A 15408-nucleotide genomic window follows, 5' to 3' on the forward strand; every position below is an offset into this window, starting at 1 on the left:
CGCTGCTCGGCGACGGCTGGCCCGCGCCCGAGCTGCGCGTCCCGCCGCAGAATCCGCCGCCCGCGGCGCCGCCGGCACCGGCGCGGCCGCCGGGGCTGCGCGAGCGCAAGAAGGCCCAGACCCGGCGGGCCATCAACCGCGCGGCGCTGGACCTGTTCACCGAGCGCGGCTACGACGACGTCGGGGTCCGCGAGATCGCCGACGCCGCGGGCACCTCGCTCGCAACCATGTTCACCTACTTCCCGGACGGGAAGGCGAGCCTGGTCTTCCCCGGCAGCCGGGCCGAGCGCACGGCCGCCCTGGTCCGCGCCGTCCGCCTCCGCCGGCCCGGGCAGACCGTCCTGCGGGCGCTGCACGACCACATGGCCACGCGCGGCCCGTTTAAGGCGGATCCCGCACCCGAGAAGAGACGCGTGCTCGACCTCGTCCGCGCCACCCCGCAACTCCGCGACCACGCGCTCCACTCCTGGACCGCCGCCGAGGACGACCTCACCGCCGCCATCACGCGAGAGGCCGCCCTCCCCGCCGGGGACCACACCGCCCGGCTGCTGGCCCGCTACGTCCTCCAGATCCCCGACCTGGCCCGCACCGCCGCCGACGCCCGCCGCGTCCTGGACGTCGTCACCGCCCTCCTCGAACACGGCTGGCCCGCAGGCACATGGGCGGCGGCCCCGGACGACGGCCGGTGAAGAGCGGCCGGCGTCGTCCTGGTGCCGATGTCCATCTCGGGGACCGCGGTGGCACGGGGTCGTCACCGGTGACGACCTGGCCTTCGCGGCGCTGTGGAGCAGGCTCGGGTCAGCTCGCGCTGCAAGTGACGGTGGGCCAGGTCGTGTTGCCGTTCTTCATGATGGTCACGCCCCAGTTGTTGCCGTTGCCGTTGGGTTTGGCGGTCATGACGTACCCGCTGGCGTCCCAGCTGGGGCTGATGTTCCAGGTGGCGCTGATCCTCTCCGGGTACGGCACCGTCATCACGACGGTCCAGTTGTTCGATCCGGTGACGCTGACGTTGAGGTTGTAGCGATCGGACCAGGACTGGCCCGCGGACAGGGTCGCGGTGCAACCGCCGCCACCGCCGTTACCGCCGCCGGTCCCGCCGTTGAGGGCGTCGAGGACGGAGGTGTAGGCGGGCTTCTTACTGCCGTTGCCGTCGAACAGCAGCGGGGTGTCGCCGGACCGCCAGGAGTCGGTGTCCCGCACGCCCCAGACCGTGATGCCGACGCAGCGCGACACGGCCAGGCATGCCTTGGTGACGTTGGCGTAGTCCGTGGGAGAGGCGCCCGCGATGTCCAGCTCGGTGATCGCGACGTCCACACCGAGGGCGGCGAAGTTCTGCAGCGTGGTCTGGAAGTTGCCGGGCACCGGGTTGCCGCTGTTGAAGTGGCCCTGGAAGCCGACGCAGTCGATCGGCACGCCGCGTGACGTGAAGTCCTTGACCATGTTGTAGACGCCCTGCGTCTTGGCGGCGCTCCAGTTCTCGATGTTGTAGTCGTTGTAGCAGAGCTTGGCGTTGGGGTCGGCCGCCCGCGCGGTCCGGAAGGCGACCTCGATCCAGTCGTTGCCGGTGGCCTGGAGGTTGGACTGGCGCCGGCCGCCGCTGCCGTCGTCGGCGAAGGCCTCGTTCACCACGTCCCAGTAGGCGAGTTTGCCCTTGTAGTGGGCCATCACACCGTTGATGTGATTGATCATCGCCTGGCGCAGCGCGCTGCCGCCGAGGCCCTGCGCCCAGCCGGGCTGCTGACCGTGCCACGCGAGCGTGTGGCCGCGCACCTGTTTGCCGTTCTGCGCGGCCCAGTTGTAGACCTGGTCGCCGGCGGTGAAGCTGAACTGTCCCTGGCTCGGCTCCGTGGCGTCCCACTTCATCTCGTTCTCGGGCGTGACCATGGTGAACTCGCGGTTCGCGATCGTGGTGTACGCCGAGTCGCCGAGCTTCCCGGAGCTGATCGCGGCGCCGAAGTACCGGCCGGTGCCGGCGGCCGCGGCGCCCAGCGTGGTGGCGGCCGGCGTGCCGCCGTCGCCCGTCCCGTCGAGGCCGAGGAAGGCGATGGCACGTTGGATCATGCCGCTCAGCGGCAGGTTGTGCCCGGCGCCGGAGACGCTGATCCCCTCGACCGGTGCCTGCGTCGTGTCGGTGCCGTAGCGGGTCCGGGTCCAGCCGGACTGCGGGCTGTCGCTGCGGACGGGTGTCTGGCCGACGCCCCGCAGGTTCGTCCACTGCTCGATCTCTTCGCCGAAGTTGTTGTAGTTCAGCGTCGCGTCGGCGGTGCCGTGCCACAGCTGCATGCGCGGGTAGGAGCCGCTGTAGCCGGGGTACATCGCCCGCGCCGCGTCGCCCCACTGCTGCGGCGTCTTGCCGACCTGGCCGTTCGCGCACTGGCTGTTCCAGGTGTTGCTGCTGCTGCCGGTCGCGAAGCAGGTGGCGGGCACCCCCATGAACGCCGATCCGGCCTTGAAGACGTCGGGGTACTCGGCGGCCATGACATTGGTCATCATCGCCCCGGACGAGACGCCGGTGGCGAAGACGCGGTCCGGGTCGACGTTGTAGTGGGACTTGGCGTAGTCGACCATCGACACGATGCCGACCGGGTCGCTGCCACCGCCGCGGGTGAGGGCCTGCGGGGAGTAGACGTCGAAGCAGTTGCCGCTGCGCGTCGCCTCGGGGAAGACGATGACGTAGTGGTACTGGTCGGCGGCGGTGACGTAGTCGTGGAAGGAGCCGTTGTAGACCGCGGACGCGCTCCCCTGGCAGAAGTGCATGGCGACCAGCAGCGCCGGATGGGAGGCGACGTTGTCCGGCACATAGACGTACATGTTGAGGTTGGTGGGGTTGTCGCCGAAGTTCGTCACCCGCGTCAGCGAGGCCGCGGCGGCCGGCTGTACGCCCAGCAGGGCGGTCCCGGCGACCAGCGGGAGCATCGCCAGGACCACCAGGGCTCTGAGGAATCGGTTCATCGGGAGCAGTCCTTCCTCTGGCGGACCCGGTCCGGCCGTGCGGAGGAAGCGATGCGGGAGCGTCCCGGCTCCGCCCTCACCCACCTGTCGCGCGCCCCGCCACCCACCGAACCGGGTGATCCTGGTGCGATGGTCTTCGAAATATTGCGATACAGCACGAGGGTTTTCAGAGCTTTCAGCGTTCATCTACGGCCTTCCTCCCTTCTTCCAGGGAGCATGAAGGCGTTCGAGCCGGTGACGCTGAGGAGTGTTCACGCCAGCATCGCGATGGCCAAAGGTGGTCATGTGCTGCGTGAGCTTCCGTCGGTCTCCGTCGGCGGGCGAACCGGAGGTGCCTCCGTCCGGCCCACGGCAGGCGCCCAACTGGCGCCAGAAATCTCTCGAAACTTTTCGAAAGTTGATCTGAACGCACTCAGGGAGCACCGCCGACGTCGTAGCCGCCTACCGCCCCGGCCTGCCGTTCGTCCCCGGCACCTGGGCCGCGCAGGTGGCCGCCCCGCTCACCGCAGTATGCACCGAGCGGGTCCAGCGCGGTGCATCCGCGGTCAGCCGTCGTGGGCCTGGTTCAGGAAGCCGGTGACGACGGTGTAGTAGTCGTGCGGCCGCTCCTCCTGGAGGTGGTGGGAGGTGTGGTCCATGACGTACAGGTGACCGCGCGGCACCATCCGGGCGAGCATCAGCGGATAGTCGGGGGTGAGGAACGCGTCGTGCATCCCCCACGCGAACAGCGCGGGAGCCGTGATGCGCCCCAGTTCGTCGGTGAGGTCCTGCCAGTCGCCACGCGGGTTGTCGGTGGCCGCGGCGAGCGCCATCTCCTCCGGGTCCAGGCTCTGCTGGTAGCGCAGGGAGACGGTCTCGTCCGGGACCGCGTCGGGGTCGTACCACTCCAGCCGCGCTATGAGGTCGCGCATCTTCTCCCAGGACGGGCCACCGCCGCCGTAGTAGGCGTCGCGGGCGTTGCGGCCGCGGCGGGCCCCTTCGGGCAGCGGCGCGAGCGGGCCGTAGAAGACCGGCATGCTCCCGGTGACCACCAGCGAGCGCACCCGCTCGGGGTACTTCGCCGCCAGGTTGAGCGCGATCGTCCCGCCCCAGGAGTTGCAGACGAAGTCGGCCCGGGCGATGCCGAGCGCGTCCATGAGCGCGACGGTCTTCGCGGCGTGGAAGTCCCACATCGGCCCGGTGATGACGCATTTCTCCGACCGGCCGTACTGCAGGATGTCGACCAGGAGGCACTCGCGGTCGCGCGCGAACAGCGGTGCGACGGGGCCGAAGTCCGACCAGGCGGTGCAGCCCGGCCCGCCGCCGTGCAGGAAGATCGTCGGGCTGCCCGCGCCCATGCGCAGGTAGTGGTACTTCACGCCGTCGGCGTCGGCGTACGCCCCCTCGGGAGCCGGTTGGATGTCCATGGCGCGATCCTCGCGCCGCCGGGGCCGCGCGCCGAAGCTCCTCGGTCCGCTGAGCGGTCCGCGTTCCTGACCGGCGGCGGGCGCCGTGCGTAGCGTGCACCGCAGGTGAACCCACCCCGGGAGGTGCCATCGTGGAAGCCGCGCTCGACGTCGCCGAGCGGCGCGCCCGCGCCCTCGTCGGCCGGGTCGGGCACCGGTCGCTCGGCGTCGTGCGGGCGGCCGAGGCCGCCGGGTTCGCGCGGGCCGCCGGGGAGACCTCCCCGTGCCTGGTCGACCCGGACGACGCCGGCTTCGTCGTCCACCCGATGTACGTCGTCAGCCTGCTGCGCGGCGTGCCGGGCGCCGGCGACGAGGAGTTCCGCCCGGACGGGATGTACCGCGACGAGGTCCCGGGGACCGACGGCCTCGACGTCGCCCTGATGGCCGGCGGCCAGGACGTGCGCTGGATCGCCGATGTGCGGCCCGGCGACCGGATCGACGTACGGCGCACGCTGACGGAGGTCGCGCGCAAGGGGCGCGGCGCCGGTTTCCTGCTGCTGACCGTCGAGAAGACCTACGGAACGGCCGAGCGCGGTGCCCTCGTCGAGGTCACGGAAAGGTTGATCGTCCGATGACGGACCAGGACGCCTCCACCACGGCCGGCGGCCGGCCGGCACTGCCCGGCGCGGAGATCGCGCCCGTCCGGGCGGTGCCGGACGCGGTCCGGCTGCTGCGGTTCGGCGCGGTGACGCGGAACGCGCACCGCATCCACTACGACGCCGAGTTCGCCCGCTCCGAGGGGCTGGCCGGCCCCGTGGTGATGGCGCAGCTGCACGGTTGCCTTCTCCACCGGGCGGCGACCGCCTTCGCCGGCGGCGACCCGCGCGCCGTCCGGGCGCTCGGATGGCAGAACCGCGCGCCCGCGCGTCCCGGTGACCGCCTCACCGTCACCGGCACCGTGCGCATGGTCGACGAAGCGACCGGTGAGGTCACGCTCGACCTGGAGGAGGCCCTCGACGACGGCACCGTCTGCTGCCGCGGGCATGCCGTCGTCGTCCTGCCGCCACCGATGCCGTCCGGGACCGGTGACGGCGCCGCCGACCGGTAGTCCGCTCGGCGGCGCCCTTGCCGGACGCGGTCAGTCCATTGTCAGGGCGACCTTCCCGACCGCCTCGCCGGTGCGCAGGCGTTCGATGGCCTCCGCGAACCGGTCGAGGCCGTACCGCTCCACGTTGAGGGCCAGGTCCCCGGCGGTGATCTCGGCCAGGAGCCGCCGGCCCACCTCGGCGAGGTCCCGGGCGCGGGTCATCAGGTTGACCGGCAGCAGCGCGACGTCGGCGAGCAGCCATTCCGCGAGGTCGACGGTGAGCTCCCGCCCCGCCGAGTAGCCGACCAGGGCGGCCCGGCCGCCGGGCCGGACGAGCGCGAGCGCGGCGGTCAGCACCGGCCCCCCGACCGTGTCGACGAGGGCGTCGACCCGGCCGCCCACGGCCTGTTCCGACAGGTCGCGGGCGAGGATCGTCTTGGCCCCGGACGGGACGTGCGGCAGCTTGGACGGCCGTCCGACGACGCCGATCACCTCCGCACCGGCCCGCGCGGCCAGCTGCACCGCCATGGACCCGACGGCTCCGGCCGCGCCCGTCACGATGACCCGCTCCCCTTCGCGGATCGCCGCCACGTCGTGCACCGCCGCCCAGGCGGCGCCCGCCGGGGAGAAGAACGAGCACGCGACGGCGGGGTCCGCGCCGGGGAGCGCGGCGGCGGCGGCCTTGTCGGGGACGACCGCGTGCTCGGCCCAGCCGCCGTCACGGCGCAGTCCCACTCCGGCGCCTCGCAGGAGCACCAGGGAGCCCACAGGGTGGACGTCCGACTCGATGACCGTGCCGCACGCGTCGGTGCCCGGCACGAACGGCGGCTCGGGCAGGATGCCGAACCGGCCGTCGATGACGTTCAGGTCGAGATGGCCGACCGCCGCGGCCCGCACCCGGACCAGCGTCTCGCCCGGCGACCGCGCGGGCACGGGCCGCTCCACGATCCGCGGCGGCGATCCGAACTCGTCCAGGACGAGCGCGCGGGAGTTCTCCGTGGTCACAGCTTCACCCCATAGCGGCGCAGGACACGTGAGGAGACGATGCGCAGCACCCGGTCGAAGACGAACCCGAGGATGCCGAGCGTGATGATGCCGACGAACACCCAGTCGATGCGGCCGTAGTTCCGCGACGTCCAGATCAGCGCGCCGAGGCCGACCTGCGCCGCCACGATCTCGGCCGAGACGATGGTCAGGAAGGAGTTCCCCATGGCCAGGCGGGCGCCGGTGACGATGTGCGGCACCGTGGCGGGCAGCACGATGCTCCGCATGACCTGCCACCGGTTCGCGCCGAGGCTGGTGGCCGCGCGGAGCTTGGACTCGTTGATCGACAGCACGCCGGCGATGGTGTTGAGCGTGACGATGAAGACGGACGTGTAGAAGATCAGCACGATCTTCGACGACTCGCCGATGCCGAGCCACACCACCGCCAGGGTGACGAAGGCGACCGGCGGGATGAACCGGAAGAACTCGATGTAGGGATCGAGCAGCTGCCGGATCACCGGGAGGCGGCCCATGAGCAGGCCCACGGGCACGCCGACGGCCACGCCGAGGCCCCAGCCGATGAGGATGCGGCGGCCGGAGGCGATGACGGAGTTCCCCAGCGTGCCGTCGGAGGCGAGCTCCCGGGCCGCCTTCAGGGTCTGCGCCGGCGAGGCGACGAGCGCGGAGCCGTACCGCATCGCCAGGAGCTGCCAGACCCCGATCCCGATGATGATGGAGATCGCGTACATGCCGGCGGTGCGGAGCGGGCCGGACGCCGCGCGGGGACGCCGGGCCCGGATCCGGGGGACGGCGTCCCCCTGCCGGGCGGTGTCGACGGTCGTCACCCGTCCTCCTCTCCGGAGGCGAGGCCCTGCTCCCGCAGGGCCGTGCGAACCTCCTGGCCGATGTCCTGCCGCAGCTTCTGGTGGAGCGCGATCGCGCCCGGCGACGTCTCGTCGCGGGGCCGGGGCAGCTTCACCTCGTAGACGTTCTTGATCGACGCCGCCGGGCCCGCCGTCATGACCGCGATGCGGTCGGCGAGGATGATCGCCTCGCCGATGTCGTGGGTGACGAACACGACGGTGCACCCGGACTCCCGCCAGATGCGGTCCATCTCCTCCTGCATGACCTGCCGGGTCTGGGCGTCCAGGGCGCCGAACGGCTCGTCCATGAGCACGATGCGGGGCCGGTTCGCCAGCACCCGGGCGATCTGCACCCGCTGCCGCATGCCGCCCGACAGCTGGTCGGGGAACGTGTCGGCGAACTTGCGGAGGCCGACGAGCCCGAGGTACTCGTCGGCCAGGGCGGCCTGCTTCGCGCGGGACATGCCGCGCATGCGGGGGCCGAAGGCGACGTTCTGCCGCACGGTCAGCCAGTCGAACAGCGCGTCGCTGTTCTGGAAGACCATGCCGCGCTCCGGTGACGGCCCGCTGACGGGCCGGCCGTCGACGGAGACGGTGCCGGCCGTGGCCCGGGTGAATCCGGCCAGCGCGGACAGCAGGGTGGACTTGCCGCACCCGCTCGGGCCGAGCAGGCAGAGGAACTCCCCCGCGGCGACGTCGAGGGAGATGTCCTCGACGGCGCGGTAGGCGCCGAAGCTGATGCCCACGCCGTCGATGCGCGTGGCCGCGCCGCGGGCGGCTTCCCGATCGATCTCGGTCGTCACGGCGTCCTCACTTCCCCGCATGCTGGGAGTACCAGTTCTGGAGCACGGCCGTCCGCACGTCCGGCTTCGCCTTGGCCTTGCCGGTCTCCAGGAAGAACTCGGCGGTCCGCTCGTACCCCTCCAGGTCGGCGGCGGTGATGTCGCGGACCCCGAAGTCGATCTCCCTGGCCGCGGTGACGGTCTGCTCGGCCGGCACCTTCGCGATCTTCTGCGTCGCCCGCGCCGCCGCCTGCGGATCGCTCTCGGTGAGCCTGGCCGCCTCGTCGAGCGCCGCGGCGACCTTGGCGGCCGTGCCCTGGTTGGCGGCCAGCCACCGGTTGCCGGCGATGAGCCACTGGACGTAGGACAGGCCGTAGTCTCCGCTGGTCTCGGTGATCTTCCCGCCGAGCTCCGCGCCCTTGGCGGGCCACGGCTCCCACAGGACGTAGGCGTCGACACTGCCCTTCTGCAGCAGCGCCGGGATCTCCGGCGGGTCGGCGGTGACGAAGGCGACCTTCTTCGGGTCGATCCTCTTGGATTCGAGGAACCGCGTCGCGGCGAGCTCCGACAGGCCGGGCACGGTCGCCATCTTCCTGATCTGGGACGGGTCGCCGACGTCCTTGCGCTGGACGACCTTCAGGAACTTCCCGGACTGCTCGTAGACGAGGAGCGCCCGCAGGTCGGGGTTCTGCTGGAGCTTGCCGATCGTCGTCGTGTCCGAGCTGCCGGCCAGCTGCACCTGCCCGGAGGCGATCGCGTCGACGGCGTCGCCGCCCTTGCCGAACTGGACCACGTCGACGTTGACGCCGCGCTTGGCGAACAGCCCCTTCTCCTGGGCGACGAACACGGGGGCGTACGCCGCGTCGATGCCGACCGCGAAGCGGACCTTGGGCCCGGCGGCGTTTCCGGCACCCCCGGAGTCGGTCGAGCCGGCGCTGCAGGCGGAGATGGTCGTGATCAGGGTGATGACGGCGGCGGCGCGCCAGAAGGTGGGCCGTGCTTGCATAGAGCACCTCGATGGCTGTGGGCCGGGAACCCAGGCGTGGATTCGGCGTAGGCCGGAGTTCGCTGAACCGTAAGGTGCCCGGCACCTGCGCCGCATGACCGAGGGTCCGCTCACCGGACCGTCCCCGGATCGCCGTCGCCGGCGGCCTCCGGGCGGCGGCGGTCTGCTGAGCGAGACGTTCCCGTAGGCGGGACCCGTCCGGCGTCCGATCATCTCGGCATCGCCAGTTGCATTTCGGGAGGACGACGCATGACCGAGCCCGACCCGTCCGCTTCCGGAGCCGGGGAGACCCGCGCGCCGGCACGGCGGCCCAAGCGACCCGGCCGGCAGGACTGGTCGACGTGGCCCGAGTACGACGCCGCCGCCGCGGGCTTCCGCGGGTACTGGTACCCCGTCACCTGGTCGAGCCATGTGACCGGCAAACCCATCGCGGTCACCCTCTGCGGCGAGAAGATCGCACTGGTCCGCGACGCCGGGAAGGTGCACGCCCTGCACGATCGCTGCCCCCACCGCGGCATCCCCCTGTCGCTCGGCGACCAGCAGTTCCCCGGCACGCTCAGTTGCGTGTACCACGGGTGGACGTTCCGCCTCGGCGACGGCGAGCTGTGCGCGGTCATCACCGACGGCCCCGACTCGCGGATCTGCGGCAAGGTGCGGGTGCAGACGTATCCGGTGGAGGAACGCCTCGGCATGGTGTGGGTGTACGTCCCGCTCGCCGGCGAGGAACCGCATCCGCTCGACTCGCAGCTGCCCGAGGAGCTCGTCGGCAACGCCTTCATGCTGGGCGGCCGCATCGAGCCCCGGACCGGGAACTGGCGGTTCGCGTGCGAGAACGGCTTCGACGAGGGGCACGCGAAGTACCTGCACCGGACGTCGCTGTGGCGGCTGCTCAAGCCGATGCCCACCTGGAACATCACGAGGATCGTGCCGGAGGGCCGGTGGATCTACCGGGTGCAGGACGAGGTGCACTGGGAGGCGGACTTCCCGGGCGTGGGCCGGTGGACGACCAAGCGCTGGTGGAAGTTCCAGCCGCCCAAGGAGACCTTCAACCTCGGCAACACCGGCAAGCCGAAGAAGGTCGACCCCGTCATCGAGTCCTGCGGGTTCCCCGGCTTCGCCTCGCTGTCCATGCCGGGCATCCTGCGCATCGCCTACCCGGGCTTCATCCACTACGAGTTCTACGTCCCGGTCGACGCGGACAACCACCAGTACGTCGGCATCATGGTCAACTTCACCGAGGGCTGGAAGAGCCTCGGCTTCTACGCCAAGTACCTCGGCGCGATCCGCTGGCTCTTCCACGGCCAGTTCTCCGGCCAGGACGCCTGGATGGTCGACGTGACGGACGCGCCTCCGGAGAAGCTCTACCGCCCCGACGTGTCGCTCACCGCCTGGCGCTCCCTCGCCGAGGAGGAGTTCGCCAAGAAGCGGGCCGAGATCGGCGCCAAGTGATCCCCGAGGAGCCTTCCGTGCGACGCACCCTGCTGACCCTGATCATCGGCGCGGCCCTCGCGGCGGCGGCACCGCCGCTGTGGCGCTGGATCGCCCGGACGAGCAACACCCAGGTCCACCGGATCAACCAGTGAGCGGACCGGACGGGCTGCACACGCTGGACGGACCGGACGCGCTGGACGGACCGGACGGGCTGGACGGGCTGGACGAGCGGCGCCGCGACCTGGTCGCGGCGGCGTGGAAGCACGTCACGGCGGCGCGGCTGCGCGAGCTGGTCGTCGGCCTCGTGAACGAGCCCAGCCCCACCGGCGGTGAAGGAGCGCTGGCGGGGCACATCGCGGGCACGCTCGGCGCGTCCGGCATCACGGCGGCGGTGCAGCCGCTCGACGACCGGCAGGCCAACGCGTGGGGGCGGCTCCACGGCGACGGCACCGGCCCCGACCTGATGCTGTACGCGCCGATCGACACGCTGACCACCGGCGACGCGGCCGAGGACGCGCCGTGGACGGGCCCGGACCTGCGACCCGACATGCGGCCCAGCGCCTCCGTCGTGGGTGACCTCGTGACCGGGCTCGGCGCCTCCAACCCGAAAGGGCACGCCGCCTGCGTGATGATGGCCGCCGAGGCCGTCCACCGGGCGGGGCTGCCGCTGACCGGGGACCTGCTGGTCGCGTTCGGCGCCGGGGGCATGCCCACGAACGCGCTGGACGGCGGTGTCCGGCGCAACACCGGCCAGGGCGCCGGCTGCTCCTTCCTCCTGGAGCAGGGGCACTGGGCCGACTTCGCGGTGATCGCCAAGCCCGGCTGGACGGTGTCGTGGGAGGAGGTCGGGCTCGCCTGGTTCGAGGTGACCGTACGCGGGATCCACACCTATGTCGGGTCCCGCCACCGGCTGCCGTACGACAACGCGATCGCCCGCGCGGGCGAGGTGGCCGTGCGGCTGGAGCGCTGGTTCGAGGAGTACGCCGAGCGGCACACCGAGGGCACGGTCGCCCCACAGGGCATCGTCGCCGCGATCGAGGCGGGACGGCCGCGGATGGCGGCGGTCACCCCGGCCTCCTGCCGGCTGCTGGTCGATCTGCGGCTGAGCCCCTGGACGACGCCGATGCAGGCCAAGCGGGAGTTCGCCGCCGCGATCGAGGGGATCCGTGCCGAGCTGCCCGGCGTCGAGCTGGTGTCGGAGATGGTCCTCGCCATTCCGGGCTCCGCGTCCGATCCGGGCATGTGGGCGTCCCGCAGCGCGATCGCCGCCTGGGAGGCGCTGGAGGGCCGCCCGCACGAGGTGATCCGCGGCAACAGCGGCGCCACTGACGCCAACATCCTGCGCAACCGGGGCGTGCCGACCGTGCGGATCGGCATGCCGAAGGTCACCGGCGCGCCGTCCGAGATCGACTTCGCCATGGGGATGAACGCCGTCGACGTCCGGGAGATGGAGCGCCTCACCCGGCTCCTCGTCCGCACGGCGGTCGACACCGTCACCCGTACCCGACGGGAGGTGGGGCTGTGACACGGATCGTGCTCGGTGTCGGCGCGTCGCACAGCACGCTGATGAACACGCACTGGGAGGAGACGGTCCACAAGGACGAGGCCGGGCGGTTCCGCGACGCCCTGTACGCCGCGCGCGACCGGATCGCCGCGGCCCGTCCGGACACCGTCGTCCTGGTGGGCTCGAACCACTTCCGCGGGTTCTGGCTGGACCTCATCCCGAGCTTCACGATCGGGGTCGGCGAGTGCGTCGCGAGCGGCGAGTCCGGCACGCCGAAGGGCCCGCAGCCGGTGGACGAGGAGCTGGCCCGCCACGTCGCCGGCAGCCTCGTGGAGGGCGGCCGCTTCGACGTCGCCTTCTCGGCCCGGCTCCAGATCGACCACGGCCAGTCGCACGCGATCCAGTACCTGCTCGCCGGGCTCGATGTGCGGATCGTCCCGATCGTCGTGAACGTCTTCGCGCCGCCGCTGCCCACGCTCGCCCGCTGCGACGCGCTCGGCCGCGCGGTCCGGGAGGCCGTCGAGGCGTTCCCCGGCGAGCGCCGCGTCGCCGTGATCGGCTCCGGCGGCCTGTCGCACCGGCTCCCCTGGCCGGACTGGCGCAGCCCGGACGGCGAGGACGAGGAGTTCATGGTCCGGGCGTGGCTCGACGGCCGGAACAACTGGCAGGACTACGACGCGCGCCGCCGCGAGATCATCCGGGCCGCCCGGGCGGCGATCAACCCGGAGTTCGACGACGCGTTCCTGGCCATGGTCGAGAAGGGCGAGCTGCACCGCATCACCGCCTACACCACCGAACGCCTCGAAGAGGCCGCCGGCAACGGCGCGCAGGAAGTGCGCACCTGGCTGGTCATGGCCGCCGCGCTCGGCCACGTCCCCGGCCGGCGGCTCGCCTACGAGGCCGTCCCCGAATGGCTCACCGGCATGGCCGTCGCCGTCATCGAGCCCGAGAACCACGGAAGGGTCCCCGCATGAGCATCTGGAACGCACTGGCCGACACCGACTACCGGCACGCGTACGTCGACGCGGGCGGGGTCAGGACCCGGGCCTTGCAGGCCGGACCGGAGGACGGCGAACACGTCGTCTTCCTGCACGGCACCAGCGGCCACCTGGAGGCGTTCGTCCGCAACGTCCCCGAGCACGCCCGGCACTACCGCTGCCACGCGATCGACATGCTCGGCCACGGCTACACCGGCAAGCCGGACGTCCCGCAGGAGATCCCCGCCTACGTCGACCACCTGATCGCCTACCTCGACGCCGTCGGCGCCGACCGCGCGCACCTGGTCGGCGAGTCGCTCGGCGGCTGGGTGTCGGCGTGGGCCGCGAGCGAGCACCCGGAGCGGGTCGCGTCCCTGCAACTGCTGTGCATGGGCGGGACCAAGGTCAACCCGGAGGTCATGGAGCGCCTGAAGAGGACGACGACCGCCGCCTCCCTGGAGGACGACATCGAACTGACCCGCGGCCGGCTGCGCCTGCTCTGGGCCGAGTGGGACGAGGAGTTCGGCGACGAGCTCACCGAGGCGCGCTACGCCATCTACCACCGGCCGGACTTCCAGAAGAACCTGCCGAACCTGCTGGCCTTGCAGGAGGTGGAGATCCGCGAGCGCAACCTGCTCCGCCCCGACCGGATGGCCCGGATCACCGCGCCCACGCTGGTCGTGTGGGGCAACAAGAACCCGTTCGGCGACGTCCCGGAGGCGCAGGCGATCGCCGCGGCCATCCCCGGCGCGCGACTGGAGATCTTCAACGAGTGCGGGCACTGGCCCCAGCACGAGCAGGCCGGCCGGTACAACCCGCTCAGCCTCGCGTTCCTCGCGGAGGCGCGATGATCCGAAAGGGGTACGCCGACACGTCCTTCGGGCAGGTGCACTACGCCGAGTGCGGAACCGGCGCGCCCGTGGTGCTCCTGCACCAGACGCCGCGCTCCTGGGACGAGTACCGCGAGGTGCTCCCCCTCCTCGGCCGGACGCACCGCGCGATCGCCATGGACACGATCGGCTTCGGCGCCTCCGCGCCGCTCGCCGAGCACAGCATCGAGAACTACGCCGCCGCCGTCCTGGAGTTCCTCGACGCGCTCGGCCTGGACCGCGCGACGCTGGCGGGCCACCACACCGGCGGCGTCATCGCGGTCGAGGCGGCGGCGCGGGCGCCGGAGCGCGTCGAGCGGCTGGTGCTCTCCTCCACCCCGTACGTCGACGCCGCCGCGCGCGAGGCGCGGCGGCACCGCCCGCCGATCGAGCATGGGGAGAGCGACCCCGACGGGGGTCATCTCACGGAGATCTGGCGGCGCCGGCAGCCCTTCTACCCCGCGGGCCGGCCGGACGTGTTCGACCGGCTCGTCCGGGACGTGCTGGTCCTCGGCCCGGACGCGGAGAAGGGCCACCGGGCGGTCGGCGCGTACCGCATGGAGGAGCGGATCGGCCTCGTCCGCTGCCCGGTGCTGTGCATCGGCGCGTCGGCCGATCCGTTCAGCTTCCCCGACCTGGAGCCGCTGTCGGCGCGCCTCGGCGATCCGGCCATTGCGGTGATCGAGGGCGGCATGGTCCCATTGATGGAGCTGCACTCCTCCGAGGTAGCCGATCTCATCGCGAGGTTCGCGTCATGACCGTGGTTCCGTTCGCTCGCCCCGCTACCGATCCCCCGCTCACCGCCCAGAACGATGCCGAAGCGATGAATTCGGTTCTCGGCAAGGCGCGATTGATCATCGAGTCCTTCACCGCGGAGGACGACGTCCTCTCCCTGGCCGAGCTGGTACGGCGCTCCGGGGTGGCGAAGGCCAGCGTGCACCGGCTCGCGCAGGAGCTCCTCGACTGGGGGGTGCTGGAGCGGGCCGGCAACCGCTACCGCCTCGGCCTGCGGCTGTTCGAGATCGGCCAGCGGGTGCCCCGGCAGCGCACCCTGCGCGAGGCCGCCCTCCCGTACATGGAGGACCTGCTGATCGCCACGCAGGAGGCCGTCCACTTCGCGATCCACGACGGCCTCGACGTGCTGTACGTCGAGAAGCTCATCGTGCACCGCGGCATCAACAAGCAGTCCCGCGTCGCCGGCCGCCTCCCGCTGTACTGCACCGCGACGGGGAAGATGATCCTCGCGTTCTCGCCGCCGTCCCTGTTCCGCGAGGTCGTGGACAACGGCCTGCGGCCGCTCACCCGCAAGACCGTCGTGCAGCCCGGGCTGCTGCGCGCGCAGCTCGCCAAGGTCCGCCACGACCGGCTGGCGGTCGAGGTCGAGGAGACGAGGCTCGGCTACATGAGCGTCGCCGTCCCCGTCTTCAGCGGCCCCACGACGCTCGCGGGCGCCCTCTCGATCACCGCGCCCACCTGCCGCATGCACATCGTCCGTTTCACCGCCGCGCTCCGCACCGCCGGCCTCGGCATCTCCCGCACCCTCCAGGCCCAGGCCTGACGCCCGGGCC

Annotated in this window: 15 protein-coding genes; 9 read left to right on the forward strand and 6 right to left on the reverse strand. The window is 72.0% G+C overall.

All coding sequences use genetic code 11. The features are described 5' to 3' along the window. On the forward strand, positions 1-689 hold a 689-nt coding region (locus E1300_RS15070), incomplete at its 5' end, for a TetR/AcrR family transcriptional regulator (RefSeq protein WP_207399739.1). A 109-nt stretch (positions 690-798) separates the two neighbouring features. Here the strand turns inward: E1300_RS15070 and E1300_RS52475 are convergent. Beyond that, the gene (locus E1300_RS52475) at positions 799-2952 is read right to left on the reverse strand and encodes an extracellular catalytic domain type 1 short-chain-length polyhydroxyalkanoate depolymerase (RefSeq protein ID WP_165502846.1); all 2154 of its coding nucleotides are present in this window, start codon (positions 2950-2952) and stop codon (positions 799-801) included. Positions 2953-3497: 545 nt separating this feature from the next. Continuing rightward, positions 3498-4358 carry an alpha/beta fold hydrolase gene (locus tag E1300_RS15080; RefSeq protein WP_131757619.1) on the reverse strand — a complete coding sequence of 287 codons (861 nt, stop codon included), beginning with the start codon at positions 4356-4358 and terminating at the stop codon, positions 3498-3500. Between the two features lie 131 nt (positions 4359-4489). Here E1300_RS15080 and E1300_RS15085 point away from each other — a divergent pair, with 131 nt between their 5' ends. Continuing rightward, positions 4490-4972, forward strand: coding sequence for an FAS1-like dehydratase domain-containing protein (locus E1300_RS15085; protein ID WP_131757620.1), 483 nt, complete (start codon positions 4490-4492; stop codon positions 4970-4972). Next, the gene (locus E1300_RS15090; RefSeq protein ID WP_131757621.1) at positions 4969-5445 is read left to right on the forward strand and encodes an FAS1-like dehydratase domain-containing protein; all 477 of its coding nucleotides are present in this window, start codon (positions 4969-4971) and stop codon (positions 5443-5445) included. The genes E1300_RS15085 and E1300_RS15090 overlap by 4 nt, the downstream gene beginning before the upstream one ends. Positions 5446-5475: 30 nt before the next feature. Here the strand turns inward: E1300_RS15090 and E1300_RS15095 are convergent, their stop codons facing one another. From E1300_RS15095 to E1300_RS15110, 4 genes are read right to left on the reverse strand one after another with little or no spacing between them, the layout of a single operon-like run. Beyond that, a complete protein-coding gene (locus E1300_RS15095) occupies positions 5476-6429 on the reverse strand; it encodes a quinone oxidoreductase family protein (RefSeq protein WP_131757622.1) in 954 nt (317 codons plus the stop codon). Further along, positions 6426-7253: an ABC transporter permease gene (locus E1300_RS15100; protein ID WP_207399740.1), complete on the reverse strand. Its 828-nt coding sequence runs from the start codon at positions 7251-7253 to the stop codon at positions 6426-6428. Before E1300_RS15100 ends, E1300_RS15095 begins: the two co-directional genes overlap by 4 nt. Continuing rightward, complete coding sequence (locus E1300_RS15105) at positions 7250-8074, reverse strand: ABC transporter ATP-binding protein (protein ID WP_207399741.1); 825 nt, start codon at positions 8072-8074, stop codon at positions 7250-7252. Before E1300_RS15105 ends, E1300_RS15100 begins: the two co-directional genes overlap by 4 nt. A gap of 7 nt (positions 8075-8081) precedes the next feature. Then, positions 8082-9059: an ABC transporter substrate-binding protein gene (locus E1300_RS15110; RefSeq protein WP_131757624.1), complete on the reverse strand. Its 978-nt coding sequence runs from the start codon at positions 9057-9059 to the stop codon at positions 8082-8084. Positions 9060-9308: 249 nt separating this feature from the next. Between E1300_RS15110 and E1300_RS15115 the strand changes: the two genes are divergently transcribed. The 6 genes from E1300_RS15115 to E1300_RS15140 all read left to right on the forward strand — a co-directional run bounded on the left by E1300_RS15115 (position 9309) and on the right by E1300_RS15140 (position 15398). Then, entirely contained in the window at positions 9309-10508 is a 1200-nt protein-coding gene (locus E1300_RS15115; protein WP_131757625.1) for a Rieske 2Fe-2S domain-containing protein, read from the forward strand. A 130-nt stretch (positions 10509-10638) separates the two neighbouring features. Further along, positions 10639-12015 carry a M20 family metallopeptidase gene (locus E1300_RS15120; RefSeq protein ID WP_207399742.1) on the forward strand — a complete coding sequence of 459 codons (1377 nt, stop codon included), beginning with the start codon at positions 10639-10641 and terminating at the stop codon, positions 12013-12015. Continuing rightward, positions 12012-12968, forward strand: a complete 957-nt coding sequence (locus E1300_RS15125; protein ID WP_131757626.1) for a DODA-type extradiol aromatic ring-opening family dioxygenase — start codon at positions 12012-12014, stop codon at positions 12966-12968. The genes E1300_RS15120 and E1300_RS15125 overlap by 4 nt, the downstream gene beginning before the upstream one ends. Next, entirely contained in the window at positions 12965-13822 is an 858-nt protein-coding gene (locus tag E1300_RS15130) for an alpha/beta fold hydrolase (RefSeq protein WP_131757627.1), read from the forward strand. The genes E1300_RS15125 and E1300_RS15130 overlap by 4 nt, the downstream gene beginning before the upstream one ends. Beyond that, positions 13819-14598 carry an alpha/beta fold hydrolase gene (locus E1300_RS15135; RefSeq protein WP_131757628.1) on the forward strand — a complete coding sequence of 260 codons (780 nt, stop codon included), beginning with the start codon at positions 13819-13821 and terminating at the stop codon, positions 14596-14598. Before E1300_RS15130 ends, E1300_RS15135 begins: the two co-directional genes overlap by 4 nt. A gap of 65 nt (positions 14599-14663) precedes the next feature. Next, on the forward strand, positions 14664-15398 hold the full coding sequence (locus E1300_RS15140; protein ID WP_207399743.1) for an IclR family transcriptional regulator: 735 nt from the start codon (positions 14664-14666) through the stop codon (positions 15396-15398). Positions 15399-15408: the final 10 nt, after the last annotated feature.

The organism is Actinomadura fibrosa, assembly GCF_900659615.1.
GTDB classification, from domain to species: Bacteria; Actinomycetota; Actinomycetes; order Streptosporangiales; family Streptosporangiaceae; genus Spirillospora; species Spirillospora fibrosa.